Here is a 24,275-nt window from a genome sequence, read left to right as displayed (position 1 = left end):
TCGGCTTCAGCGGACTCGGCTTCAGTCCGCGATCAGGCCCTGGCGAAGCTGCGCCAGGGTGCGTGTCAGCAGGCGCGAGACGTGCATCTGGGAGATGCCGACCTCTTCGCCGATCTGCGACTGGGTCATGTTGGCGAAGAACCGTAGCATGATGATCTGCCGTTCCCGGGGCGGGAGTTTGGCGAGCAGCGGCTTGAGCGACTCGCGGTACTCGACGCCCTCCAGTGCCGTGTCCTCGTAGCCCAGCCGGTCGGCGAGCGAGCCCTCCCCTCCGTCGTCCTCGGGAGAGGGCGAGTCGAGGGAGGAGGCGGTGTACGCGTTGCCGACGGCGAGGCCGTCGACGACGTCCTCCTCCGACACCCCCAACGCGGCGGCGAGTTCGGGGACGGTCGGTGAGCGGTCCAGCTTCTGCGCGAGTTCGTCGCTGGCCTTGGTGAGCGCGAGCCGCAGCTCCTGGAGCCGGCGCGGCACCCGCACCGACCAGGAGGTGTCGCGGAAGAAGCGCTTGATCTCGCCGACGACCGTGGGCATCGCGAACGTCGGGAACTCCACGCCGCGTTCGCAGTCGAAGCGGTCGATCGCCTTGATCAGGCCGATGGTGCCGACCTGGACGATGTCCTCCATCGGCTCGTTGCGGGAGCGGAAGCGGGCCGCCGCGTACCGCACGAGCGGCAGGTTCAGCTGGATCAACGTGTCCCGGACATAGGTGCGTTCGGGGCTGTCCGCCGCGACGCCCTCGTCGTCCAGGGCGCGCAGCCGCAGGAACAGGGAACGGGAGAGGGTGCGGGTGTCGAGGGTTTCCGGGGAGACGGCCGGTGGTGCGGCGGGCTCTTCGGCCGGGCCGGGCGCGGGGACGCGCACCTGCTCCCGTTCCGGCACACGGGTCTCTTCCGGCGTGTGCGCGAGCACGGGCGTGAGCGTGAGCACCTTCGAGCTGCCCTGTTCTGCGGACATGCCACCCCCTTGAGGTCGCGGACGGTCGCGGCGGCCACGACCATCGGAGGAACGCAGCCTCCACCTGAATACCGGAGGCGGAGCTGCGGCAAACGCGGTTCCAGCAGAATGTCACATGTCGGCAACACGCTGTAGTGACTTGTCGACAACGTAACGGCGGAAATCCGCAGGAAACAAGGGGTGTACGGCATGTGGGGCGGCGCGCGACTCCTCCGAACCGGTCTACCCGTCCTGGTTACGCTTCGATCGTGTTTGCGGACCTCAAACGGGCGAAGCTCCGGGCGAGGAGTCTTGACACGTGCATCTGGGAGACTCCCAGCTCCTGACTGATCTGCGACTGCGTCAGGTTGCTGTAGTAACGGAGCATCAGAATCCGCTGCTCCCGCTCGGGCAGCTGGACGAGGAGATGGCGTACCAGGTCGCGGTGTTCGACCCCGGCGAGCGCGGGGTCCTCGTAGCCGAGGCGGTCGAGCAGGCCCGGCAGACCGTCGCCTTCCTGGGCCGCCTCCAGGGAGGTCGCGTGGTAGGAACGTCCGGCCTCGATGCAGGCCAGCACCTCGTCCTCGCCGATCCGCAGCCGCTCGGCGATCTCGGCGGTGGTCGGGGAGCGTCCGTGAGCGGTCGTCAGGTCCTCGGTGGCGCCGTTGACCTGGACCCAGAGCTCGTGCAGCCGGCGTGGCACGTGCACGGTCCGGACGTTGTCGCGGAAGTAGCGCTTGATCTCGCCGACGACCGTGGGCATCGCGAACGTCGGGAACTGCACGCCCCGGTCGGGGTCGAAGCGGTCGATGGCGTTGATGAGGCCGATGGTGCCGACCTGGACGACGTCCTCCATCGGCTCGTTGCGGGAGCGGAAGCGGGCCGCCGCGTACCGCACCAGCGGCAGGTTGGCTTCGATCAGGGCCCCGCGGACCCGGTTGTGCTCAGGGCTGCCCGGTTCCAGCCCCTTGAGCTGGCCGAAGAGCACCTGGGTGAGTGCCCGGGTGTCCGCCCCGCGGCTGCTCTGCGCGCGGGGGCGCGGGGTGTCCGGGCCGCCGGCCTCGTTCTGGGGCGGGACCTGAGGCGCTGCACTGGCCGGCACGTTCACGCCACCCCTTCGGCTGGTCTAGCTGGTCAACTACGGTCAACTCATCCGTCAAAAGCGGTCATAGCATCACAAGACATGTCCACTGTGTGCAAGCACCGTATAACCACGTGTTGAGGGCAAGTTGAACGGAAAGGGGAGGTCAGGACGCCGGAAGGCCCCCCGCCGAGGAGGGCGGAGGGCCTTCGGGAATGAGCTCGGACGGGTCAGAACTCGTAGTCCGCGATCACCCAGGTGGCGAATTCGCGCCACTGCGCCACACCTGCCTGGTGAGCGGGGTGGTCCAGGTAGCGCCGCAGGGCGTCGGTGTCCTCGACGGCGGAGTTGATGGCGAAGTCGTACGCGATCGGCCGGTCGGTGATGTTCCAGTCGCACTCCCAGAACGTCAGCTCCGGGATGGTCCCGCCGAGCGCCCGGAATGCCTCCACCCCGGCGACCACGCGGGGCTCGTCGCGCCGCACGCCGTCGTTGAGCTTGAAGAGGACCAGATGGCGGATCACGGGCACTCCTAGTTGATGAGCTCGGTCATGAACTCGCCGACACCCTGCGCGGCGCTCGATATGCCCTCGAACCCTACCTGGACGAGATCGGCGGCCCGGCTGGGGGAATTGATGATCGTGTACAGCACAAAGACCACGACCGCATAGAGCGCGATCTTCTTCGCCTGCGCCATCTGTCGCGCCCTCCCCTGTCCGTCTCCGCTGAGCGTCGCGTGAGTCTAGCCGAGCCGTCTCACCGGGTCTTCGCGGACCAAGGACCCGGTGATCCAGGCCCTTCGCCGGCCCTCGGAGGGCCGGGCGGAGGCGTCGGTTCCTCCGTCCTCCCAGGGCGTGACAGGGCGAACGTCCGGGCCCTCGTGTCCCTTCGGTCGGCGAGCAGGAACAGGACCACGGCGGCGGCGAGGAAGCCGAAGCCGACGGTCGCGCAGCTCATGACCGTCCGGAACGACGCGTCGGTGATCCGGGGGACGCCGCTGAGGAGCAGGAAGGCGTAGATGTTCAGAACGGCGTAGGCGCGCAGTCGCAGGCCGGCCCTCCGGTGCCGCATCCACGGCGGTGTCCACCCGGCGAGGACCGCCACCGGAACCGGCAGGACGAGGACCGTGGACAGGGCCGGTAGTAGCCAGTGATACAGCGGGTCGCCGTTCATCCCGTCCCCTTCTTCCTTCGTGGTCGTCACCCTGAGGGCTGGTGCGCCCGCCGGACTCGGGGCCCGCACGGGGTCGGTGCCGCCGGGTCCGCGAGCGCGAAGAAGCCCCTCCGTCGTGTTTTGCACGTCGGAGGGGCTTTCTGGCGGTAGCGGTGGGATTTGAACCCACGGTGACGGGTTACGCCACACTCGCTTTCGAGGCGAGCTCCTTCGGCCGCTCGGACACGCTACCGAGAGAGAGCTTAGCCCAAAGGTGCCCCTGCGATGAAATCCGTATCCCCGCGCAGGTCGCGGGGGGATCAGCGCGCCCGGAAGAAGGCGCTGAGCCGGTCCGCGCACACCTCGCCGAGCACCCCCGGGACCACCTCGGGCCGGTGGTTGAGCCGGCGGTCCCGGACGAGGTCCCAGAGCGAACCGGCGGCGCCGGCCTTGTCGTCCCACGCGCCGAAGACGACCCGTTCGACCCGGGACTGCACGAGCGCCCCCGCGCACATCACGCACGGTTCCAGGGTCACCACGAGCGTGCACCCGGTCAGGCGCCACTCCCCGGTCCGCGCGGCGGCCCGGCGCAGGGCCAGGACCTCGGCGTGGGCGGTCGGATCGCCGCTCGCCTCGCGTTCGTTGAAGCCGGTGGCGAGGACCGTGCCGTCCGCGGACAGCACGACCGCGCCGACCGGCACGTCACCCGCCGGCACGGCCCGGCCGGCCTCCGCGAGGGCGAGCAGCATGGCGTCACGCCAGGGGTCGCGCACCGGGTCGGACACGGCGCCGGAGCGGTGTTCCGCCCCGCTTCCGGTGCCCGTACGCGGTACGGCACCCGGGCCCGGTGCGGGGCCCGGTGCCGGCCGTCCTGCTTCCGTCACTAGCGCACGGTCTCCAGTACCTCCGCGGCGCCCAGCGCGTCCGCGATCTCGGCCAGCACGTCGGTGGTGAGCGCCAGCAGGTCCGGCTCGGACAGGCCGAGGTCCGCCAGGATGAGCCGGTCGCCCACCGGGGCGGCCGGTACGGCGTCCGTGTCCGCGAGGGGGTCCTCGTCGTCCTCGTGGTGCGGGGGCTCTCCGTCCTCCGTGCCGTCGAGGTCCAGGGCGTCCAGGTCGTCGGCGTCCCGGTCGTGGCCGAGCAGCTCCCTGGTGAGGATCTCTCCGTACGAGGACCGGGCGGCGGCCGCCCCGTCCGACACGTAGATGCGCGGGTCCTCCTCCCCTTCGATCCGGAGGAGGCCGAACCAGGCGTCCTCCTGTTCGATGAAGACGATCACTGTGTCGTCGTCCGCCCCGGCCTCACGGGCCAGGTCGGTCAGATCCGACAGGGTCTCCACGTCGTCGAGCTCTGTGTCGCTCGCTTCCCACCCGTCTTCGGTGCGCGCGAGCAGTGCGGCGAAGTACACCGTGACTCTCCCACTGATCAGAGGTGTGACGATCCGGCGGTGGGCTCCTGATGCCCCGCCCAGTCGGCATCGTGGCAGAAAGAGCGGCCAGAGGAGAGGTCTTCGGTTGTTGCGTCGTGCATCAGTCTGGTTCGGGCCGGCGGGCGGGCCGGGTCCCGGCCGCGCGCGGTGCCCGGCGTACGGCCGGGGCGTGAAGGGGGCGCGAACGCGAGAGGGCCGCCGGTCCGGCGGTCCGGGCCGACCCGGGCCGGCACCGGTTCACCAACGGAAGGTGCGCATCCGCATCGCCTGACGCATGCGGGCCGCCCGCGCGCGCCGCGGCTGCACACGGTCGCGCAGTGCTTTCGCCTCGTGGAGTTCGCGCAGGAACTGGGCGCGCCGCCGACGGCGCTCCGCGTCCGTCTCCGGCCGCTCGTCGCCACCGCCCGCGGCGGCCCCGGACGGTTCCTTCGGGTCCGGCATCAGCCACACCACCCCACACCATGAATCCCTGTTGTCACCACCTTCCCTCCCGGGCGTGGGTCGACGCCAGTGCGGGCTACTGTTGGACCATGCGTCTCCACGTCGTCGATCACCCGCTGGTCGCCCACAAGCTCACCACGCTGCGCGACAAGCGCACCGACTCCCCGACCTTCCGCCGGCTCGCCGACGAACTGGTCACCCTGCTCGCCTACGAGGCCACCAGGGACGTGCGGACCGAGCAGGTCGACGTCGAGACCCCCGTGACGCCCACGACGGGCGTGAAGCTGTCGTACCCGCGTCCCCTGGTGGTCCCGATCCTGCGGGCCGGGCTGGGCATGCTCGACGGCATGGTGCGGCTGCTCCCGACCGCCGAGGTCGGCTTTCTCGGCATGATCCGCAACGAGGAGACGCTGGAGGCGTCGACCTACGCGACACGGATGCCGGAGGACCTCTCCGGGCGCCAGGTGTACGTCCTCGACCCGATGCTGGCGACCGGCGGCACGCTCGTCGCCGCCATCCACGAGTTGATCAAGCGCGGCGCGGACGACGTGACCGCCGTCGTGCTGCTCGCCGCCCCGGAGGGCGTCGAGGTCATGGAGCGCGAGCTGGCGGGCACCCCGGTGACGGTCGTGACGGCCTCGGTCGACGAGCGTCTCAACGAGCACGGCTACATCGTTCCCGGTCTGGGCGACGCGGGCGACCGCATGTACGGCTCGGTGGACTGAGCGACCTCCCGGGGGTCTTCGTCCGTCCCTCCCGGGTCCGGTACCGGACCCGGGAGGGACGCCGCGGCGGACCCGGTGTCAGCAGGACGGCGCGGGCGCGGGTTTCGGGTTGTTCAGGGCGACCAGGGCCGCGTCGGCCGTCGTCCGGGCGTCCAGGGACTTGAAGGCCGTGCCCAGGATCAGGTCCACGTCCGCGGTCGTCCGGGCGTCCGTCTTGGTCGTGGCTCCCTTCAACTGGGTGCCGAGGACCGAGAAGGCGCCGTTGCCGGCCCCGGGCGCGGCCAGCAGGATGCCGGCCCCCGGAACCTTCTTGTCGTACGCGGCCGGCGCGTTGCCGATCTCGCCGATGGCGAAACCGCGCTTCTCGAGTTCGTCGGCCGTCGTCTTGGCGAGGCCGCTGCGCGGGGTCGCGTTGTAGACGTTCACGGTGATCTGCGCGGGTTTGGGCAGCGGGGAGGGCGCGGGCGCCGCGGAGGCATTGACGACGGGCTTGCAGTCGGGTGCGGTGCCCGCCGTCGCCTTCGTCCCGCCGCCGGAGAAGACGTCGACGAGCTGAAGGGTCCCCCACCCCGCCGCGCCGAGCGCGACCGCGGCGGCCACGGTCGAGAGAACGATCCTGCGTCGACGCCGGGGGCGGCGCATACGCGGGTACGTGTCCCCTGTGATGCGGTACTTTCCGCCCATGCCGGGGGGAGTGAGCATGCTCATGAACGCAGCGTAATGCCGCCCGTCGGCGTTGGATACTTGACGATCATGTGATCGCGTCCGGATGGACGGGCAGAAACCCCGAAAGGGTCAGAACGGCGGAGGCTGTCAGTCCATTTCGAGCACGCGGGCGTGCAGCACCTGGCGCTGCTGGAGGGCCGCGCGCACGGCGCGGTGCAGTCCGTCCTCGAGGTAGAGGTCGCCGCGCCACTTCACGACGTGCGCGAAGAGGTCGCCGTAGAAGGTCGAGTCCTCGGCGAGCAGCGTCTCCAGGTCCAGCTGGCCCTTGGTGGTCACCAGCTGATCGAGGCGGACCGGGCGCGGTGCCACGTCCGCCCACTGCCGGGTGCTTTCCCGGCCGTGGTCGGGATACGGCCGGCCGTTTCCGATGCGCTTGAAGATCACACGGAGAGCCTACCGGGCGAGTGGCTCCCGGCGCAGCCAAGCGGGCGCGGTGCGATGCCGGGGCAAACTGTCCCAGATCCGGAATCGGGGTCCTGCGATGAGTGTGGGCGAGCGGCCTCCGGCCGCTCCGGGAGGCCCTCCGGAGGGGCCGTCGGGGAGATCGCCGCCGGCCGCGCGTTCACCGGTCCGGCACTCGATCCGGGGGCGCTGCCGTGAGGCGGGGGACGGGTCCCGACCACGCGGGTGGGCCCCGGGTCGCCCCGGGGCCCACCTGAGACCGTGGTGCGGGCCGCCGTCTACTCGGTGACCTCGTGGTGGTCGTCGTGCAGGCCGCCGCCGCTGCCCGCGTCGCCGGTGGTCGGGGTGGAGACGACCGGCTTGCGCAGGGAGCTGATGTCGTGGGCGTAGGTGCCCACGGCGTTGGCGATGACGTCGATGTTGACGTCGAAGGCCGTCATGTCGATGTTCGACAGGTCGTCGCCGGCCGCGTGGTAGTTCACGTCGTAGGCGACGCCCGCGGTGCCGCCGAACTTGGCCGCCTGGGCCGGGGTCTTGATGCCCTCGGCGCCGGTGAACGTGCCGCCCGACGGGATGCCGACCTCGATGAACGGGCCGTAGTCCGAGCGACCGGTGAAGTCCGTGCCCTCGTGCGGGTGGCCCTGCTTGTCCATGAAGTCGGTGATGTCACGCTCGAGTTGCGCCGAACCCTGCGGGCCGGGGCCCGCGCCGGTCGCGTCCGAGTCGTCGCCGTCGTAGACGAACAGGCCGTAGTTCGGCGAGGCGATCATGTCGAAGTTGAGGTAGAGCTTGACTTCCTTCTTGTCGAGCTCGCTCATCTCGGCCACGTAGTGCTCGGAGCCGAGCAGGCCGTTCTCCTCGGCGGACCACCAGGCGAAGCGGACCTTGTTGCGGACCTTGGCCTTCGACTTGGCGAGCTCCAGGGCGGTCTGGAGCAGCCCCGCCGAGCCGGAGCCGTTGTCGTTGATGCCGGGACCGGCTGTCACGGAGTCGAGGTGGGAGCCGAGCATCACGGTGTTGGCCGCGTTGCCGGCCTTGGTCTCCGCGATGACGTTGTTGGTGGAACGCTTCTCCTGGATCTGGCGGATCTCGAGGGAGACGTTCACCGGGCCGCCGGCCAGCGAGGCGGCGAGCTTCTCGCCCTCGGCCAGGGTGACACCGCCGGTCGGTATCTTGCCGGAGGCCGGGTCGCCGAGGGTGCCGGAGAGCGCGCCCTCCGTGTTGTTGTAGATGATCGCGCCGACGGCGCCCGCCGCGGCGGCGTTCTGCTGCTTGGCGGCGAAGGTACAGCCACCGCGCTTGATGAGCGCGACCTTGCCGGTGAAGGTCCCGGACGTGAAGTCGCCGGGCTCACAGCCGGTCGTGCCGTCGGCGTCCACCGGGACGGCGGCGAGGTCGGCCTTGATGCCGCCGACCGGCGTCGACTTGGTGTACGTCATCGCCTTGATCTCGATGGCGCGCGGTTCGGGCGAGACCACGGAGAGCTTCTCGGCCTGCGTCTCCGTGTACATGAAGTCGAACTTCTGGTACTCGACGTTGTAGCCGGCCTTCTTGAGCTGCTGGTACACGTACGCCGCGGAGGCGTCGTGTCCCAGGGAGCCGGCCGCGCGATGGCCGCCGGCCGAGTCGGCTATCGCCTGGAACTTCTGGAGGTGCTTGTAGGCGTCCTCGGCGGACGTCTTGCGTACCAGCTTCTTGGCCAGTTTCGCGGCGTCCCTGGCCGGTGCGGCCGCTGGGTCGGCCTTGGCGGTGGCAGGGGAAGCGGCGGCCAGCAGGAGCGGGGTCGCGAGTGCGGCTGCGGCCAGAGTGGCCGCGGCTCTGCGATGGGATGCGTTCACAGAGGTCCTTCCCGGGCGAACGAGGTTGAAGGGAAGTTAGCGATCTCTGGGGCCTCCTGTGAACAGATCCGCCACAATTCATGTCACATTTAGCAGGATTGGCATGCGGAGCGATCAATTCCCTGCAGATTTGGCTGCTTTTGTGGCCCGCTTCGCCTCCTGCTTGAAAGCACGGACCTTCGCCAGCGACTCCGGGCCCGTGATGTCGGCGGCGGAGCGGTACGCCCCGGAGTCGCCGTAGGAGCCGGCCGCCTCCCGCCAGCCCCGGGGCCGCACGCCGTACTGCTTCCCGAGCAGGGCGAGGAAGATCTGCGCCTTCTGCTTCCCGAAGCCGGGCAGGGCGAGCAGCCGCTCCAGCAGGTCCTCGCCGGAGGCCGCGTCCGCCCAGACGGCCTCCGCCTCGCCGCCGTACTCGTCCACCAGGAACCGGCAGAGCTGCTGGATCCGTTTCGCCATGGAACCGGGGTAGCGGTGCACCGCCGGCTTCGCCGACAGCAACGCGGCGAAGGCGTCCGGATCGTGCGCGGCGATCTCGTGCGCGTCGAGGTCGTCACCCCCTAGCCGCTGGGCGATGGTGTACGGCCCGGAGAACGCCCACTCCATGGGAACCTGCTGGTCGAGCAGCATGCCGACCAGCGCGGCAAGCGGACTGCGGCCGAGGAGTTCGTCCGCCTCGGCCTGCTGCGCCAGATGGATCTCGGTCATCCTCCGATCATCCCGCGCCCGGCCGCCCCTCGCACGGGCTGGAGGTCCCCGGGAGCGGCGCCCTGCCCGGAGGCTCAGCGGGCGCTCAGCCGTACCGCCGGGTCCTCGCACCACTCCAGCACCGCGGGCCACGGGCCGTAGCCGGAGTCCGGATTCAGATGGGCACCGGCGGGGACGCGGTCGCTGTCCAGCCCGAGCGGGACGCCGTAGTGCCCGTCGGCTCCCTCGGGGCAGTACGGGTCGCCGTCCCCGTAGACGAGCCGGGTGGGGGCCTTCAGCCGGACGCCGAGGTCGAGCCCGTCGGCGAAGGCGGCGATCTCCGGGATCGAGGCGGTGACGGCGGGGGAGGGCGGGGCGACCAGCAGCACCCGTTCGACGTCGACGGCGTCCGGGGCGAGCGCGGCGGCGCGCAGCCAGAGCAGGACGGAGAGGCTGTGTGCCAGGACGACGGGCCGGCCGCCGCCCGCGGAGCGGCCGAGATGCTCCCGGAGCGCCGCCAGCCACTCTTCGAGGACGGGCGCGTCGGGCTCGGGCAGCTGTGGATAGCGGACCTCGTGGCCGCGCTCGGCGAGCTGCCCGGCGAGCCAGTGCTGCCAGTGCCCCGCGGGCCGGTGGTTCTGGTAGCCGTGCAGGATCAGGTACGTGTTCATGGCGTGATCGTGCGCCCGGACACCGGTCCGGTCCAGGGCGGTTCCAGCGGGTGGACGGTGCACCCGGACAAGGCGCCGCACCGACGGCCTGGCGGGAGCGGGCCCGGACGGGGCGACGGAGCCCTTCCGGCGTGGCCCGGCCCCCGATGCCCGGCCCCCGGACTCAGTCCTCGAAGCCCAGCAGGTCCCGCATGCCCGCCTTGAGATCCTCCGAGGACAGGTCCCGCTCCGTCGACAGGTGGTGCATCAGGCTCGGTGAGAACGGAGCGAGGAGCAGGTGCCCGAGGAGCGCGCCGTTCGCCCCCGGGCGGACCTGGGCGATCAGCAGCGACACATGCGTGTGCATCGCCAGGTACGCGCCGCTCGTGTAGCGGGCGCTCGGAGCCGCCGTCTGCGCGGCGAGCAGGAGTTCGCGCTGTTCGAGGACGCGGTCGACGAGCGCGTCGACGAAGGCGGACAGCCGTTCGACGGCGGGGGCGCCGGGGCCGAGCGGCGGCGGCCCGCTCAGGTACGCCTCCTGGAACTGCCGCTCCCGGTCGTCCAGGAGCGCCCACAGGAGCTGGGACACGTCGCCGAACCGGCGGTAGACCGTGCCGACTCCGATGCCGCCGGCCTGGGCGACCTGGTTCATGGTGACGGCGTCGGGGCCGACCTCGGCGACGAGCCGGGCGGCGGCGTCGAGGATCCTGCGCCGGTTGCGCGCGGCGTCGGCCCGCTCGGGACCCGGAGTGCCCTCGGCGGGCAGCAGGCCCAGCACCGGGACACCGGGGGCGGGGCCGGGCGGGGCCGGTCCGGCAGGCGGCGCGGGTCGTCCCCGCGCGCGGCCCGTACCGCTCTCCCGGACGTCCCTCGCGTTCATCGTGTCCGCCGGCCCTTCGTTCCCGCCTGCTCGGCGCGCCTCTGAACCGAGCATAACGGAGCGCTATCCGGTTCCAAGTGCCGTGAATTGCATCAGGTGCGGGCGGCTCCCCCTCAGCCGTCCGCACCGACAGCTGATCCGTCAGCCGCGGTGACGTTCTCGGCCGTCACACGGAGCGGCCCGGCCTTCCACGGCGAGGGTGTCAGGTCCAGGCCGGGGTGACGCAGTGCCCGGGGCCGGCCGGGAGGACCCGCTTCTCGTCGTACGGGTCGACGAGGTTCCCCTTGGCCGCCTGGGCTGCCTTCCACCGTCCCTCGGCGAAGAGCGGATGGAGGTATCCGTCCTTCGGCGCCGAGCAGTCGTGGTTGCCTACCTCGCTCGCGTAGTCACCCAGGACGAGCTTCCCGTCCCTCGACGTCAACGTCATCCGGCGCCGTACGGCGATCCGTGCCACCTCGGGGACGCCCGGGAGCACCTCGTGGCCCTGTCCGGCCCGCACCAGCGGGTAGACGAAGGTGTAGTCGGCGTGCACCACCAGCTCGCCCGCCGACGAGACCTCGTAGGTCATCATGCCCCGTGTCCTGACTCCGGTCTCGTGCGGATACACCTCTTCGGGATCGAAGCGGGTGACCATGTCCTCGCGTACGGCGTCGTCGATCCCGCTCGGATCGAGCAGCGCGAGCGCCGTCGCGGGCTCAGCGCCGACGAGGGTCCGCTCCGAGACGTTGGTCTCGGCGAGCAGCGTCCTCACATCCTCCAACACGGCGGTCACGTTCTCGGCGGTGAGCCCGCCGGACGGCATGGCCGCGGGGACGTAGATCCCGTCGGCCCCGTCCGCCCAGCCGCCCGCGGGCGAGCCCCGGAACGGCATGTCGACCGAATACGGCCACTCCGGGGGCCAGAGCTCCTCGCGGAGCGCCCGCGGGGCGTACGGCTCGTACGGCGGCCGCTCCCCCGTCACATCGCTCAGCCAGAAGCCGAATCCGGCCAGGAGCAGTACGCCCGCACCGGCCGCCAGCGCGAACGTGCGGCGCCGTACGGTCCGGTCGCGGCGCAGCGCCTCCTCGATACCCGGATCGCTCGCCTGCGCGCGCAGCCGAGCGACGTACTCCGTGGGTTCCACTTGCTGTTCCCTCCCCTTGCCCCGTCAGGGTCGACAGAGCCAACGGAGCCTTTCACACGGAGCCGTGGGCCTTCCCCCGGATTTCGCTCCCTGACGGGTGGGCCGGACCGGGCCGTCAGCGGTCGCCGGCATCAAATCTGCCTGGACAGCGGACGGATGACGCACGCGCGGCGGCGCGGGACGCGTCACGTCGGCAGGCCGCGCGGGACCGGCGGCCCCCCCGACCGTCAGGTCCCTCCTCCGGGCCGTCACTCCTCGCCGCCGCTGTCGATCGGCCGGATCACCACCGGGCGGATCCTCGCGGCGGCGGGCTGCGGGCACTGTGCCACCCGTGCGGCGATCTCGGTGACCCGCTCCAGGCTCTCGCAGTCGAGCACCCAGTACCCGGCGATCACCTCCTCGTCGTCCCCGTAAGGCGCGTCCTCGACCACCGGACGGCCGTCCTGGTCGGCGGTCACGAAGCGGGTCCGGGCGGGCTCCAGGAGTCCCTGGGCGTCGACCAGCTCGCCGGACTCGGCGAGGTCGTCGTTGACCGACTGCATGAACGCGAACATCGCCCGCAGCTCCTGCTCGCTCCACGCCGGGCTCGTGTCGGAGCCCTGGCCGGTCATCGCCGTGTAGTCGGCCTGGGCTCCCTGCACCATGACGAGGTACTTCACGCGCTGCTCCTTCGGTCGTCCTGAGGGGTCTGCCCTCCCAGGGGACGCCGGAGCCGGGCCGGAATGCCCGGCACCCCGCGGGACACGCGTGAATTCCCCCGGGAATCCACCCGCGGGAACCACGCCCGCGAGGACGGGAGCGGGGGAGCGCGGGGTGGGAGCGCGAGGCGCGTCAGAGCCTGTCGGGTGGCCTTCGGCCGGCAGCGTGCGTGCCAGGCGTGACCGCCCGGTCAGAGGCCACCCGACAGGCTCTCAGGCGAACGGCACGGCGGCGGCGAGCAGCCGGGGCGGCAGGTAGGGGGAGGCGACCCGGATCGACCAGCCCCGCCGACGGGCGTGGCAGGTCAGGGCCAGGATGTCGAGGTTGACGGCGGCGTCCGGGTCGTCGGCGCGGTCGGCGACCGCGTAGTGGTCGCGGTGCGCTTCCAGCGCGTCCAGGAGGGCCAGGTTGAAACTCTCCTCGTCGCCCTCGACCAGCTGGGAGAAGAGGACGGCCGGGGGCGGGAAGAAGCCCCAGGACTTCGCCCTCCCGCTGTCGTGCACGGCGCGCTCCGCGCCGGCCTCCGGTTCGGCGCCGCGCAGGTAGTCGTGCAGGGCGGCGCGGTAGGACGCGAAGGCGGAGCAGTCTCTTCCGTGCCGGCCGGGTCCCGCCACGACGAGCGGCGCGAGGTCCTCGCGGGCGCCGGTGATCAGGGCGAAGTTGGTCGCGGTGTGCCAGATGTGGGGGCCGGCGTTCGCGCCGGCGTCCGTGCCGGGGGAGGCGACGTGGCAGGTGAGGGTGACACCGTCGACGACGACCTCCACGTCGGTGCCGGGGGCGGCGAGCGCCGTACGGAAGACGGCGGCGCCCAGCCGGGAGGCCAGCCGCAGGTTCCCGAGCTGGAGGTCCGTCGCGTCAGCGGCGCGCCGGGCCCGCCGGCGGAAGAGGAGGCCCTGGTGGTCCAGGGCCTCGGAGAGGTGCCCGAGCCCGAGCGGCTCCTGGTGCGGGGTGAGCCGCTCCCGTGTGCGGTGTTCGAACCACGCTTCTCCCTCGGCGGTGTGGGGCGCCGGGCTCGTGGGCCGGTCGACGGTCAGGGTCCCCGCCGCCAGCGCGGCGACGGCGTCCGCGCGCCGGTTGCGTCCGAACTCCTCCACCCGCGGCCCCGCGTCCTCGAAACCGGTGACCAGCGCCCGCGGCAGGTAAGGGGTGTCGACGCGGGGCTGCCAGCCCTCGCGGCGGTAGGCGAGAGCGGCCAGCGCCAGCGGCAGGAGCGGCAGCAGACTGCGCGGCTCGGCGGCGGGCCCGGAGCGCGCGCCGTACGGCACGAGCAGCGCGGCCAGTCCGGTGTGAAAGGCGTCCCGGTCTCCGTCGGCCAGGCCCCGCAGCGCGCGGAGCGCGACACGGTGCGGGTGGTCGGCGGGCTCCGCGCCGGCGTGGGCGTCCCGGTGCCGGACACGGGCGAGCGCGGCGTCGAGGGCGGCGAGTCGCTCCTCCGCCGAGGGCGGGAAGTTCTGGCCTTCGTCGCCGAGGTCTCCGATGACGTACGCCATCAGGCCGCTGATGAGTTCCGCTGACGGCTCGCCGGTGCGGCCCCGCTGGGGATTTCGGCGGGCGAAGTGGAATGCCTCGCCGTGCCATTCGGCCTTGCCCGCGAGGACGGCCAGGCAGAAGGCGTCGAGCCAGTCCTGGGCGGTGACGGATTCCGGGCTCGCGCCGGACGTCGGCTCGTAACCCATGCCGAAGTCGACGTAGTTGAGGAACACCTGGAAGGAGCCGTGCGGGAAGTACGCGGCGAACGCCACGGCGCCGGCGGCGGCCTCGGTGGCGTCGTTGAGGACGGTCTCGGCCTCCGGCGTGTGCAGGTCGGGTGCCTCGACGGACAGGGCCGCGAGGTAGTCGAGGAACTCCTCGGAGAGCAGCCACCATTCGTACGTGGTCATCCGGCCGGCCCTCGACATCGAACGGACCCGCCGGTTGATCCTGCCGACGAAGTCCTCGCGGGCCGCGGCGATCTTGGCCGCGCTGACCCGGTGCCGCTCTATACGCACTGTCCGCTCCCCCGTCTGCACGGTCCGGGCCTCCAGCCTAGGGGCTCGGGGGCGGGCGGCCGGACCGGCCCCGGACCGCGCCGCCGCCCCCGCGGGCGCTCCCGACGCTCACGGCCCGGCCGTCAACTCCCTTTCCAGGGGCGTCCGGAAGCGGGGTGTCACGCGGACCTCACCGACCCAGGAGGAGAGTCGTGCCGCCTCCTCGGCGACGGCGGTCGCGGCCTCGGCGCCCACGTCGTCGAGGAGCCGCCAGACGATCTCGCCGTCCGCGCGCTGTGCCCAGCCGCCGACGATCCGGCCGTTCCACCACACGGTCGGGCCGATGTTCCCGCTGCGGTCGAAGAGCGCCGCCCGGTGCGCGGGCCGGAGGTACCAGTCGCGCCCGCTCCAGCCCATGGCCGTCGGGTCGAGGCAGGGCAGCAGGGCGACCCACGGCTCCGGCTCCGGTACCGGAACGGTGTCGTCCGGCAGCACGTGCCCGGTGCCCTCTTCGAGGCCGACGGTCTCCGCGCCGAGCGCCGCCAGCGCCTTGCGGACGTCGGTGACCTTCCACCCGGTCCACCACTTCAGATCGGCCTCGGTCGCCGGTCCGCACGCCGCCAGCCAGCGGCCGAGGAGTGCGGCGTGGGCGTCCGCGTCGGGCGGGTCGGGCAGATCGGGGGCGAGGATCCAGCGGAAGCGGCTGGACGTCCAGCCGCCCTGCGGCCGGCCCCGTGCGATCCGCCCCTCCATGCCGAGCACGCGCAGCAGCCGGCTGGAGAGGGACTGGTGCCCCTCCTGGCGGGTGCCGATGCCGTGGAGGTACTGGGCGCGCAGCCTCGGTACGGCCTCGCCCAGTTCGGCACCCGTCGCCTCGCCGCGCGCCGTCACCTCGGCGAGCAGCAGCCGCTCGGTCTCGGCCAGCCAGGCCGCGTCGTACGCGCTGCCCGCGGCCAGGTGCCGGACGAGCGAGGCGCGTTCGCGGGCGGCGACGTCGCGGGTCGTGGAGGCGTGTACGGCCGGGGTCAGGCCGCTCGGGAAGACGAAGAGGGTGTGGCGCATGCCGTGCATCCGGGTCAGCGTGCGATCCGTGTACAGGGCGCGTTCCAGGTCCGCGACCGGGTCCGCCCCGCCCCCGGGCGCGCGCAGCCGTGCTCCCACGCTCAGGAAGACGGAGGCCGGATCGGTGGCGTGCAGCGCCACCAGCGCGTCGGTCACCTCCTCGGCACCCGACGCCCGCGCCGAGCCGGCCAGGCGGTGTCGTACGCCCAGCCGGGCCCGTCGCTCGTCCCCCGTGATCACACGTCGTCTCTCGCCCATGGGGCAAGCATGGCCCGTCGCACCGACAGGAAGTCCCGTCACCCGCAGGACGAACGCGTCCTCCTGGCGAACAGCGGCTGGTCCTGTTCACCCCGCCGCCGGGCACCGACAGGGCGGAGCGGGTGTCCCTGGCGGGTGTGATGGGTGGGGCCTGGGCGCGGTGTGCGGGAGTGCTGTGGGCGGGGCCGGGGCGCGGGGCCGGGGCGGCGCGATGTGCCGCGCGCCCGGCACGCGGTGGGGACACACGGGAGAGTGAAGCGGAGCGGGTGCGGACCGGCCCGCCGAGCGCCGGGGAGTGCTCTTCGGCCAGGGAACGCCGCCGGGGCCGGGGCGTCCGATCGGCGTAGTCCCGAATTGCGATGCACGGAAAATCCCACTTATGTCCATATTCTTTTCAAGCGTATTCCGTGAGTCTTCGCCGCTTCCGTCCGCGCGTTCACCGTCGGCATCGGAAAAGCGTCGGAGGCTTTCCCGTTCGTTCCCGATTCCTGGAGAATCGCATGCGCGTTGCGGTCACCGGTGGCAGTGGTTTTCTCGGGTCGCATCTCTGCGAAGCGCTGCTGAGACGTGGCGACTCCGTGGTCTGTCTGGACAACTTCTCGACAGGCGACCCCAGAAACATCGAACACCTGATCTATCACCCGGCATTCGAATGCGTCCGTGTCGATGTCAGTGTCGCCGTGGAGGTCTCCGGCCCCCTCGACGCCATCGCCCACCTGGCGAGCCCCGCCTCCCCGCCCGACTACCTGCGCCAGCCGCTCGAGACGCTCGCCGTCGGCAGCAGGGGGACGGAGAACGCGCTCCGGCTGGCGCTGGACAAGCGGGCCCGTTTCCTTCTCGCGTCGACCAGCGAGATCTACGGCGACCCGCTGGTCCACCCGCAGGACGAGGACTACTGGGGCAACGTCAATTCGGTGGGGCCCCGTAGCGTCTACGACGAGGCGAAACGATTCGCTGAGGCGATTTCCTTCGCGTACCGCCGCACCCACGGCGTCGACGTCGGCATCGCCCGCATCTTCAACACCTACGGTCCGCGGATGCGCCCGCACGACGGGCGCGTGGTCTCCAGCTTCATCACCCAGGCGCTCACCGGTGAGCCCCTGACCATTTACGGAGACGGAAAGCAGACCCGCAGTTTCTGCTACGTCGACGACCTGGTCCGCGGTCTCGTCGCCCTCCTCGACTCGGCCGAGCCCGGCCCGTTCAATCTGGGCAACCCGGTGGAGCGGACGGTCACCGAACTGGCCGAGTCGGTGCTGGAGCTCACCGGCTCGTCCTCGGAGATCCACTACCACCCGCTGCCGGTGGACGACCCGTGCCGGCGCCGCCCGGTGATCACCCGGGCCCAGAGCGCGCTCGGCTGGACGCCCGAGGTGGACATCGAGGACGGGCTGCGCAGGACGGCCGACTGGTTCGCCTCCCGGCCGGCCGAACTCGCCGCCGCCGCCGGCGTGATCCGGGGCGGCCAGGAGGAGGGGACACCGCTCCCCGCCCCGCACACGGCCGCCGCCCTGCCCGACACGCGCGCCGACGTCCCGGCCCCGCCCGACACCCGCGCCGCCGCGCCCGCGGACGTACGCCCCGTCACCTGGTCCGAGCCCCGGCCGGCCGGCCGTTCCGGCGCTCCACGACCGGCCGCCGCACCGGCCTGACTCCGGAAGGATCCGACCCCGGCCCGTCGCGAGGCATCGGCGCCGCCACGCATCCGACCCCGCCCCACGACCCCACCCTTCGCCTTCTCACCCTGGCGGCGGAGCGGGCGCCCATCCGTGCCGCTCCCCGCCGGCTCCTTCCCACCAGGGCGGCCGTGAGGCTCTCGCGCCGCCCCACCGAGCACCCTTTCGGAGCACGCTCACATGACCCCGACCGAGCCAGGACTCGTAGGCGAGGCCGCCACGACCGACCGGCTCATCCCCGGCCCGACGACAACCCAGCCCACCCTCGAGGACCGGATCCGCGCGCTCTCCCGCGGCAACGTCGCCGGGATTCCCGCCGACGGACCCGTGTTCGCCCACCCGCGCCCGGCACGGCGGACCCGTCCCGAGAGCTTCGTCCGCCAGTTCGGCAAGGGCGACCGGATGAAGGTCGCGTTCCTGAGCATCGGATGGGTGTCCAGCCTCATCTGGTTCTGGACCTGGTGGCTCCAGCCGGAGCACCGCTACGGCTGGGTGGGCCTGGCCGTCAACAGCGCCCTGCTCCTCTACCTGGCCCTGCTGCCCCTGTACTTCTTCCTCGCGGTCCTCCGGCTGCGCCGCTTCGACCCGCGGATCGCCGTCCCCGGCCTGCGCACCGCGTTCGTGGTCACCCGCGCCCCCTCGGAACCCTGGGACGTCGCCCGGACCACTCTGGAAGCCATGCTCGGGCAGGACTTCCCGAACGACTACGACGTGTGGCTGTGCGACGAGGACCCGACCGACGAGATCCGCGACTGGTGCGCCGTCCAGGGCGTGCACGTCTCCTGCCGCCGGGACCGGCCGGACTACCACCGCACGACCTGGCCGCGCCGGACCCGCTGCAAGGAGGGCAACCTCGCCTTCTTCTACGACCACTGGGGCTACGAGCGCTACGACGTGGTCGCCCAGCTGGACTGCGACCACGTGCCCGCACCGACCTACCTGGCGGAGATGGTCCGGCCGTTCGCGGACCCGGCCATCGGCTACGTCGCCGCCCCCAGCGTCTGCGACGCCAACGCCGACGTCTCCTGGTCCGTGCGCGGCAGACTGCACCGTGAGGCCGTCTTCCACGGCGCGGTGCAACTGGGTCACACCGCCGGTCTCGCGCCCATGTGCATCGGCTCCCACTACGCGGTGCGCACCGAGGCGGTACGGGACATCGGAGGCATCGGACCCGAACTCGCCGAGGACTTCTCGACCACCTTCCTCCTGAACTCGGCCGGCTGGCACGGCTCGTTCGCCATCGACGCCGAGGCGCACGGCGACGGCCCGATCACCTTCGCCGCCATGGCCACCCAGGAGTTCCAGTGGTCCCGCAGCCTGGCGGTGATGCTCCTCGGTCTGCTGCCGCGCCACCTGGGCCGGATGGGCCCCGCCCTGCGGGTACGGTTCGCCTTCGCCCTCTCCTACTACCCGCTGCTCGCGCTGACCACGTCCGCCGGGCTCGCCCTGCCCCCCATCGCGGCCGTGACCGGTCTGCCGTGGATCAACGTGAACTACCTCTCGTTCCTGGGGCACTACTGGGCGCTGTCCGTGTGGATGATCCTGCTCGTCGTGCTGGTGCGCCGACGCGGTCTGCTCCGTCCGGCGAAGGCCCCCGTGCTCAGCTGGGAGAGCTGGCTGTTCAGCCTGGCGCGCTGGCCCTTCGTCGCCTGGGGCGTCGGCGCGGCGCTGTGGCAGAGGCTGCGGCCCCGGCCGGTGGTCTTCAAGGTGACGCCCAAGTCGACGGACGGCCTGCAGCGGCTGCCGCTGCGGCTCGTGGCGCCCTACCTGTTCATCACCGTCACCCTGTCCGTCTGCGCGGTCATCGGTGAGCTCACCGGCCCCGCGGCGGGGTACGTCTTCCTGTGTCTCCTGGGTTCGTCCTCGTACGCGGTCGTCACGCTCGCCGTCGCCTCGCTGCACGTCGGCGGGATGGCCCGTGCCGCGCGGGTGTCCCGGTTCAAGGCCCTGGTGACGGCCCGTCTGCCGCTGTTCTTCGGCACGCTGGCGCTGCTGCCGCTCACCCTGGCCGTCGGCCTGTTCCCCACCTACGCCGCCGGCCTCTTCGGCTGGTGACATCCGGCCCGCCCCCGACCGCCGTCCCCTCCGGCGCCGTCCCGTACCCGTCCCGCCCCTCGCGTGTCCCACCCACCCCCCTCACAGAGCTCATGGAAGGGACCTCCCCCATGCCCCCCACGACGGTCCTGGTCACCGGCGGCGCCGGATTCATCGGCAGCCACACATGTGTCGAACTGCTGGAGCACGGCTACGAGGTCGTCGTCGTCGACGACTACTCGAACAGTTCCCCGGAGGCACTCGAACGGGTCGCGAAGATCGCCGGCCGCCCGCTCGCGGCCGTCCACCGCGCCGACCTGCGGGACCGGCGCGCGCTCGACGCCGTCTTCGCGGCCCATCCGATCGACGCGGTGATCCACTTCGCCGCGAAGAAGGCGGTGGGGGAGTCAGTCCGGATCCCGATCGCCTACTACGACGTCAACGTCGGCGGGACGACCGCGCTGCTGGCGGCCATGCACGCGCACGGGGTGCGCCGGATGGTGTTCTCCTCGTCCTGCTCGGTCTACGGCGACGCCACCAAGGTGCCGCTGACCGAGGCCGATCCGGCCGCCCCGACCAACCCGTACGCCACCACGAAGTGGATCTGCGAACAGGTGCTGGCCGACACCTGCCACCGCCTGCCGGAGCTCGGTGTGCTGGCACTGAGGTACTTCAACCCGGTCGGCGCACACCCCTCCGGGCTGCTCGGCGAGGACCCCCGGGGCGTCCCGAACAACATCATGCCGTACCTGGCGCAGGTCGCCGTGGGCCGTCGCGAGCGGCTCACCGTCTTCGGCGACGACTACCCGACGCCCGACGGGACCGGCATCCGTGACTACGTCCATGTCGTGGACGTCGCCGAGGGCCACCGGCGCGCGCTGGAGCACCTCGGCGACGAGAACGGGCTGCGGGTGTTCAACCTGGGCACGGGAGTGGGTTCGTCGGTCCTCGACCTCGTCCGCGCCTTCGGGAGCGCCTCCGGCCGGCCGGTCCCGTACGAGGTGGCCGGGCGCCGCCCCGGGGACGTCGCCGAACTCGTCGCCGATCCCGGTGCGGTGGCGGCGGCCTGGGGCTGGTCCCCGACGCGCGGCCTCGCGGCCATGTGCGAGGACGCCTGGCGCTTCCAGGAGCTTCACCCCGACGGCTATGTGACCGGCTGACCGCCGGGAGCGCCCCGCCCGCTCCCCCTTCTTCCAGCGCGCCCGCACCACCGGCCCCACCGGCCCCACCGGCCGCGGGGACGCACGGGACGTTTCACCCATCTTCCGCAACGTCGCAGGACAGGAGACCCCCCATGCGCATGACCGTCATCGGGACGGGATACCTCGGAGCCGTGCACGCCGCGTGCATGGCGGACATCGGGCACGAGGTCCTCGGCGTCGACATCGACGGCGAGAAGATCCGTGCCCTCGCCGAGGGACGACCGCCCTTCTTCGAGCCCGGACTCGACGAGGTGCTGACCCGCGCCACGGCTTCGGGCCGGCTTCGCTTCTCCACCTCGCTCAGCGAGGCTGCGGCCTTCGCCGACGTGCACTTCGTCTGCGTGGGTACCCCGCAGCAGGCCGGATCGGACGCCGCCGACCTGCGCTGTGTCGACGCCGTCGTCGACGGCCTCGCCGCCCACCTGACGGGCGCCCATCTCCTCGTCGGCAAGTCGACCGTCCCGGTGGGGACCACTCCCCGGCTCGCGGCCCGCCTGCGCGGTATCGTCCCCGCCGGCTGCGAGGTCGAGGTCGCCTGGAACCCGGAGTTCCTGCGCGAGGGATTCGCCGTCGAGGACACCCTGCGGCCGGACCGGATCGTCGTGGGCGTCACCTCGCCGCGCGCGGACCGCGTCCTGCGCGAGGTGTACGCGCCGATGCTGGCGGACCGGGTCCCGTACGTCAGCACCGATCCGGCGACCGCGGAACTGGTCAAGGTCTCGGCCAACTCCTTCCTCGCCACCAAGATCTCCTTCATCAACGCGATGGCGGAGGTCTGCGACGCGGCCGGGGCCGACGTGGTCACCCTGGCCGACGCGCTCGGCCACGACACCCGCATCGGACGCCGCTTCCTCCACGCGGGTCTCGGCTTCGGCGGCGGCTGCCTCCCCAAGGACATCCGGGCGTTCTCCGCGCGGGCCCGGGAGCTGGGGGTCGGGGAGGCGGTGGGCTTCCTGGGGCAGGTCGACGCCGTCAACCAGCGCCAGCGGCGGCGCACCGTCGACATCGCCCGTGACCTGGCGGGCGGGGAGTTCACCGGCCGACGGATCGCGGTGCTCGGCGCCACCTTCAAGCCGAACAGCGACGACATCCGCGACTCGCCGGCCCTCGCCGTGGCGGCGGCGATCCACCGCGAGGGCGCGGAGGTGCGCGTCCACGACCCCGAGGGCCTCCACAACGCCCGGCTGGCCCATCCCGAACTGCGCTACGAGAACGAGCCCTCCGGGGCCTGCGCCGGAGCGGACGTGGTGCTCCACCTGACCGAGTGGAGCGACTACCGCGAGCTCGACCCGGTGAAGCTGGCCCGGGTGGTGCGGACACCGCGTCTGATCGACGCCCGCAACCACCTCGACATGGGCCTGTGGCGGGCCTCCGGCTGGACGGTGCGGGCACTGGGCAGGCCGTCGCCCGCCCTGCTGCCCGGCCCCGCGCGGGCCGGGCTGGCTCTCAGCCGTCCGAGCGCGGCGGGGCGGCAGCGCCCACCGACGGCACGGTGCTGAGCCGTTCCCCGAAGTAGTCGACCGGGCCGGGATCGACACCGACGGAGCGCAGCGGGAACGCGCCCGTCAGCCGGTCGGCGCAGGTCGAGACGAGATTGGCGGCCCCGGCCCGGTCCGTGACCGGGGCCGCCGCGTCGACGAGGCAGGGGTCGGCGGTGGTCCCGGTGGGGGCCGAGTCGTGCTGCTCCTGCCCGGCCTCACCGCGCCAGGCGGCCAGGCTGGAGAAGGCCGTACCGCCCCAGATCAGGTTCCACGGGCCGGTGCTGTGGTAGTCGTTGCCCTGGAGCCGGACCCGGGACCGGGCGAAGGCGGTGTCGGAGTCCACCACGGGCGCGCCGTCGGTGAGGAAGATGTTGTTGCGGATGCCGATGTCGCTGATGCCGGCCCGCAGCCGCAGGGCCGGGGCCCGCTCGCCGTCCCCGGTGCCCTCGGGCGACCGCTGGAGCACCGTGTTGTTGTAGATGTCGAGTTTCCGCAGCCGGGTGCCGTAGGCCACGATGCCGCCGTAGAAGGGCAGTTTGCGGGCGTCGTCCCAGCTGTAGTTGAAGCGCACGACGTTGTCCCGGTGGGCGCCGGTCGCCTCGCCCGAGTAGACGAGGAAGCCGGGCCCGTCGTTTCCGTAGGACAGGTTGTACTGGAGCACCGACTCGGACACGTTGTTGTCGAGGCCGAAGCCGCCACCGTCGACGCGGGAGCCGGTGCGGTTGCGGTAGGACTCGTTGTTCTGGATGACCACCCGCGTCGAGTCGTACGTCCAGATCCCCTCGGGCCCCTCGTCCGCGCGGGCGGAGGAGTGTGCGCCGTTGTCGTAGGCGGCGGACCGCTGGACGGTCGCCTCCTTGAGGCTGCCGAGGACGATGCCGCTGCCGGTGTTGCGTTCGTGCTCCTCGGGGTCGCCCGCGTTCGCGTACGCCCGCACCTCGCTGACCGTGAGCTTCTCGTGCGCGTAGGACGGTTCGTCGGCGTCGAAGCGGGGGCCGGCGGTGACCAGCCCGGCGTCCTGGTTGTGGTGGGTGGCCGAGTCGGTGACCGTGATGTCGCGGAATCCCCGCGAGCCGGAGGCCGCGCCGAAGCTGATGCCGTTCCGGAAACGGGACACGTCGACCCCGGAGATCCTGACGTGCGTCAGGAGCTTCCCGCCCGTCAGGTCGTTGTAGAACTTGATGCCGTCCTCGTCGCGGCGCGCGGTGCCGTCACCGCTGATCGTCAGGTTCCGGATCTCCACGCCGCCGGTGTTGTGGACGGTGATCCCCGCCGTGCCGCGGGCGACGACGGTGGCCTTCCCGCTGCCGTAGGAGTCGATCACGACGGGTTTCGCGGCGTCGCCCGCCTCGCCTTCGCCGAGGGTCAGCTCCCCGGTGAACCGCTCGCCGCCCTTGAGCCGGAGCCGGTCCCCGGGCTTGAAGGGCACCTCGTCGGCACGCTCCAGGGTGCGCCAGGCCGTCTTCTCGCTCAGGCCGTCGTTCTCGTCGTCGCCGTCCGGGCTCAGGTAGAAGGTGAGGGACTCCTTCGTCGCCGGGCGGGGCGGTGTGTACGGCTTGAGCACGTCGCACCCGCACAGGAAGGCGATCGCGCCCGCGGTCACCCCGGCGAAGAGCTTCGCGCCCGCCCAGCCGGGAGGGAGACGCCTCCGCCCGGCGATTCGATGTCCACGCACCATCCCGGCGTCCCCATTCCGTTCGGATTCCGCACTGCGCTACTGCGCGTATCAAGGTGCCAGAAACCGGACGGACGTCACGTCCGTGACATGACGGAACAACCCGCCTCTTTTACATAGGGTGATGCGCTCTTCGGGTCGTCCGACGGTATGTCCG

General features: G+C 72.0%; 24 protein-coding genes and 1 tRNA gene. 5 read left to right on the top strand and 20 right to left on the bottom strand.

From position 1 onward, the window contains the following. Positions 1–21: 21 nt before the first annotated feature. The 9 genes from OG393_RS14720 to OG393_RS14680 form a co-directional block, all read right to left on the bottom strand. Positions 22–954, bottom strand: a complete 933-nt coding sequence (locus OG393_RS14720) for an RNA polymerase sigma factor SigF (protein WP_327375108.1) — start codon at positions 952–954, stop codon at positions 22–24. A 235-nt stretch (positions 955–1,189) separates the two neighbouring features. Then, a complete protein-coding gene (locus OG393_RS14715; RefSeq protein WP_327375107.1) occupies positions 1,190–2,035 on the bottom strand; it encodes an RNA polymerase sigma factor SigF in 846 nt (281 codons plus the stop codon). Between the two features lie 209 nt (positions 2,036–2,244). Further along, a complete protein-coding gene (locus OG393_RS14710) occupies positions 2,245–2,538 on the bottom strand; it encodes a Dabb family protein (RefSeq protein ID WP_327375106.1) in 294 nt (97 codons plus the stop codon). A gap of 8 nt (positions 2,539–2,546) precedes the next feature. After that, a complete protein-coding gene (locus OG393_RS14705) occupies positions 2,547–2,711 on the bottom strand; it encodes a hypothetical protein (RefSeq protein ID WP_187282703.1) in 165 nt (54 codons plus the stop codon). Between the two features lie 59 nt (positions 2,712–2,770). Then, complete coding sequence (locus OG393_RS14700) at positions 2,771–3,187, bottom strand: hypothetical protein (protein ID WP_327375105.1); 417 nt, start codon at positions 3,185–3,187, stop codon at positions 2,771–2,773. Between the two features lie 141 nt (positions 3,188–3,328). Continuing rightward, positions 3,329–3,419 (bottom strand) — tRNA-Ser (locus OG393_RS14695). 67 nt (positions 3,420–3,486) lie between these two features. Then, complete coding sequence (gene tadA, locus OG393_RS14690) at positions 3,487–4,050, bottom strand: tRNA adenosine(34) deaminase TadA (RefSeq protein WP_442817308.1); 564 nt, start codon at positions 4,048–4,050, stop codon at positions 3,487–3,489. Then, positions 4,050–4,574: a tRNA adenosine deaminase-associated protein gene (locus OG393_RS14685; protein WP_327375104.1), complete on the bottom strand. Its 525-nt coding sequence runs from the start codon at positions 4,572–4,574 to the stop codon at positions 4,050–4,052. The genes tadA and OG393_RS14685 overlap by 1 nt, the downstream gene beginning before the upstream one ends. 258 nt (positions 4,575–4,832) lie before the next feature. Next, entirely contained in the window at positions 4,833–5,036 is a 204-nt protein-coding gene (locus tag OG393_RS14680) for a hypothetical protein (protein WP_327375103.1), read from the bottom strand. Positions 5,037–5,125: 89 nt separating this feature from the next. Between OG393_RS14680 and upp the strand changes: the two genes are divergently transcribed. Next, a complete protein-coding gene (gene upp / locus OG393_RS14675) occupies positions 5,126–5,761 on the top strand; it encodes a uracil phosphoribosyltransferase (protein ID WP_327375102.1) in 636 nt (211 codons plus the stop codon). Between the two features lie 78 nt (positions 5,762–5,839). Here the strand turns inward: upp and OG393_RS14670 are convergent, their stop codons facing one another. From OG393_RS14670 to OG393_RS14625, 10 genes are all read right to left on the bottom strand, one after another. Continuing rightward, positions 5,840–6,469 carry a LytR C-terminal domain-containing protein gene (locus tag OG393_RS14670; protein ID WP_327375101.1) on the bottom strand — a complete coding sequence of 210 codons (630 nt, stop codon included), beginning with the start codon at positions 6,467–6,469 and terminating at the stop codon, positions 5,840–5,842. A gap of 105 nt (positions 6,470–6,574) precedes the next feature. Then, entirely contained in the window at positions 6,575–6,871 is a 297-nt protein-coding gene (locus OG393_RS14665) for a type II toxin-antitoxin system VapB family antitoxin (protein WP_009067182.1), read from the bottom strand. 296 nt (positions 6,872–7,167) lie between these two features. Continuing rightward, positions 7,168–8,727, bottom strand: a complete 1,560-nt coding sequence (locus OG393_RS14660) for a M28 family metallopeptidase (RefSeq protein ID WP_327375100.1) — start codon at positions 8,725–8,727, stop codon at positions 7,168–7,170. Positions 8,728–8,841: 114 nt separating this feature from the next. Beyond that, a complete protein-coding gene (locus tag OG393_RS14655; protein WP_327375099.1) occupies positions 8,842–9,432 on the bottom strand; it encodes an HhH-GPD-type base excision DNA repair protein in 591 nt (196 codons plus the stop codon). A 74-nt stretch (positions 9,433–9,506) separates the two neighbouring features. Next, complete coding sequence (locus OG393_RS14650) at positions 9,507–10,082, bottom strand: RBBP9/YdeN family alpha/beta hydrolase (protein ID WP_327375098.1); 576 nt, start codon at positions 10,080–10,082, stop codon at positions 9,507–9,509. 163 nt (positions 10,083–10,245) lie between these two features. Then, the gene (locus OG393_RS14645) at positions 10,246–10,941 is read right to left on the bottom strand and encodes a TetR/AcrR family transcriptional regulator (protein WP_327375097.1); all 696 of its coding nucleotides are present in this window, start codon (positions 10,939–10,941) and stop codon (positions 10,246–10,248) included. 202 nt (positions 10,942–11,143) lie between these two features. Further along, positions 11,144–12,064, bottom strand: a complete 921-nt coding sequence (locus OG393_RS14640; RefSeq protein WP_327375096.1) for a hypothetical protein — start codon at positions 12,062–12,064, stop codon at positions 11,144–11,146. A 248-nt stretch (positions 12,065–12,312) separates the two neighbouring features. Continuing rightward, positions 12,313–12,723 carry a YciI family protein gene (locus tag OG393_RS14635; protein ID WP_327375095.1) on the bottom strand — a complete coding sequence of 137 codons (411 nt, stop codon included), beginning with the start codon at positions 12,721–12,723 and terminating at the stop codon, positions 12,313–12,315. A 252-nt stretch (positions 12,724–12,975) separates the two neighbouring features. After that, positions 12,976–14,751: an immunity 49 family protein gene (locus OG393_RS14630; protein WP_327375094.1), complete on the bottom strand. Its 1,776-nt coding sequence runs from the start codon at positions 14,749–14,751 to the stop codon at positions 12,976–12,978. A gap of 108 nt (positions 14,752–14,859) precedes the next feature. Next, positions 14,860–16,050: a winged helix DNA-binding domain-containing protein gene (locus OG393_RS14625; protein WP_327375093.1), complete on the bottom strand. Its 1,191-nt coding sequence runs from the start codon at positions 16,048–16,050 to the stop codon at positions 14,860–14,862. Between the two features lie 500 nt (positions 16,051–16,550). Between OG393_RS14625 and OG393_RS14620 the strand changes: the two genes are divergently transcribed. The 4 genes from OG393_RS14620 (at position 16,551) to OG393_RS14605 (ending at position 22,461) form a co-directional block, all read left to right on the top strand. Continuing rightward, positions 16,551–17,702: a UDP-glucuronic acid decarboxylase family protein gene (locus OG393_RS14620; RefSeq protein ID WP_327375092.1), complete on the top strand. Its 1,152-nt coding sequence runs from the start codon at positions 16,551–16,553 to the stop codon at positions 17,700–17,702. Between the two features lie 204 nt (positions 17,703–17,906). Beyond that, a complete protein-coding gene (locus OG393_RS14615) occupies positions 17,907–19,781 on the top strand; it encodes a glycosyltransferase family 2 protein (RefSeq protein ID WP_327375091.1) in 1,875 nt (624 codons plus the stop codon). Positions 19,782–19,891: 110 nt separating this feature from the next. Beyond that, positions 19,892–20,920, top strand: coding sequence for a UDP-glucose 4-epimerase GalE (gene galE / locus OG393_RS14610; RefSeq protein WP_327375090.1), 1,029 nt, complete (start codon positions 19,892–19,894; stop codon positions 20,918–20,920). A gap of 134 nt (positions 20,921–21,054) precedes the next feature. Beyond that, positions 21,055–22,461: a UDP-glucose dehydrogenase family protein gene (locus OG393_RS14605; protein ID WP_327375089.1), complete on the top strand. Its 1,407-nt coding sequence runs from the start codon at positions 21,055–21,057 to the stop codon at positions 22,459–22,461. Here OG393_RS14605 and OG393_RS14600 read toward each other — a convergent pair. Continuing rightward, a complete protein-coding gene (locus OG393_RS14600; protein ID WP_327375088.1) occupies positions 22,409–24,121 on the bottom strand; it encodes a right-handed parallel beta-helix repeat-containing protein in 1,713 nt (570 codons plus the stop codon). The genes OG393_RS14605 and OG393_RS14600 overlap by 53 nt on opposite strands. Positions 24,122–24,275 lie beyond the last annotated feature (154 nt).

The organism is Streptomyces sp. NBC_01216, assembly GCF_035994945.1.
Lineage (GTDB): Bacteria > Actinomycetota > Actinomycetes > Streptomycetales > Streptomycetaceae > Streptomyces.
Note: the sequence above shows the minus strand (reverse complement) of the source record. Positions and strands in the feature narration are given on the sequence as shown.

Excerpts from the sequence above, each read along its gene's own strand:
- OG393_RS14655 (WP_327375099.1), bottom strand. The coding sequence starts at position 9,432 with ATGACCGAGATCCATCTGGCGCAGCAGGCCGAGGCGGACGAACTCCTC.
- OG393_RS14600 (WP_327375088.1), bottom strand. The coding sequence starts at position 24,121 with ATGGTGCGTGGACATCGAATCGCCGGGCGGAGGCGTCTCCCTCCCGGC.
- OG393_RS14615 (WP_327375091.1), top strand. The coding sequence starts at position 17,907 with ATGACCCCGACCGAGCCAGGACTCGTAGGCGAGGCCGCCACGACCGAC.
- OG393_RS14605 (WP_327375089.1), top strand. The coding sequence starts at position 21,055 with ATGCGCATGACCGTCATCGGGACGGGATACCTCGGAGCCGTGCACGCC.
- OG393_RS14720 (WP_327375108.1), bottom strand. The coding sequence starts at position 954 with ATGTCCGCAGAACAGGGCAGCTCGAAGGTGCTCACGCTCACGCCCGTG.
- OG393_RS14705 (WP_187282703.1), bottom strand. The coding sequence starts at position 2,711 with ATGGCGCAGGCGAAGAAGATCGCGCTCTATGCGGTCGTGGTCTTTGTG.
- OG393_RS14645 (WP_327375097.1), bottom strand. The coding sequence starts at position 10,941 with ATGAACGCGAGGGACGTCCGGGAGAGCGGTACGGGCCGCGCGCGGGGA.
- OG393_RS14620 (WP_327375092.1), top strand. The coding sequence starts at position 16,551 with ATGCGCGTTGCGGTCACCGGTGGCAGTGGTTTTCTCGGGTCGCATCTC.
- upp (WP_327375102.1), top strand. The coding sequence starts at position 5,126 with ATGCGTCTCCACGTCGTCGATCACCCGCTGGTCGCCCACAAGCTCACC.
- OG393_RS14700 (WP_327375105.1), bottom strand. The coding sequence starts at position 3,187 with ATGAACGGCGACCCGCTGTATCACTGGCTACTACCGGCCCTGTCCACG.
- OG393_RS14680 (WP_327375103.1), bottom strand. The coding sequence starts at position 5,036 with ATGCCGGACCCGAAGGAACCGTCCGGGGCCGCCGCGGGCGGTGGCGAC.
- OG393_RS14670 (WP_327375101.1), bottom strand. The coding sequence starts at position 6,469 with ATGAGCATGCTCACTCCCCCCGGCATGGGCGGAAAGTACCGCATCACA.
- OG393_RS14650 (WP_327375098.1), bottom strand. The coding sequence starts at position 10,082 with ATGAACACGTACCTGATCCTGCACGGCTACCAGAACCACCGGCCCGCG.
- galE (WP_327375090.1), top strand. The coding sequence starts at position 19,892 with ATGCCCCCCACGACGGTCCTGGTCACCGGCGGCGCCGGATTCATCGGC.
- OG393_RS14625 (WP_327375093.1), bottom strand. The coding sequence starts at position 16,050 with ATGGGCGAGAGACGACGTGTGATCACGGGGGACGAGCGACGGGCCCGG.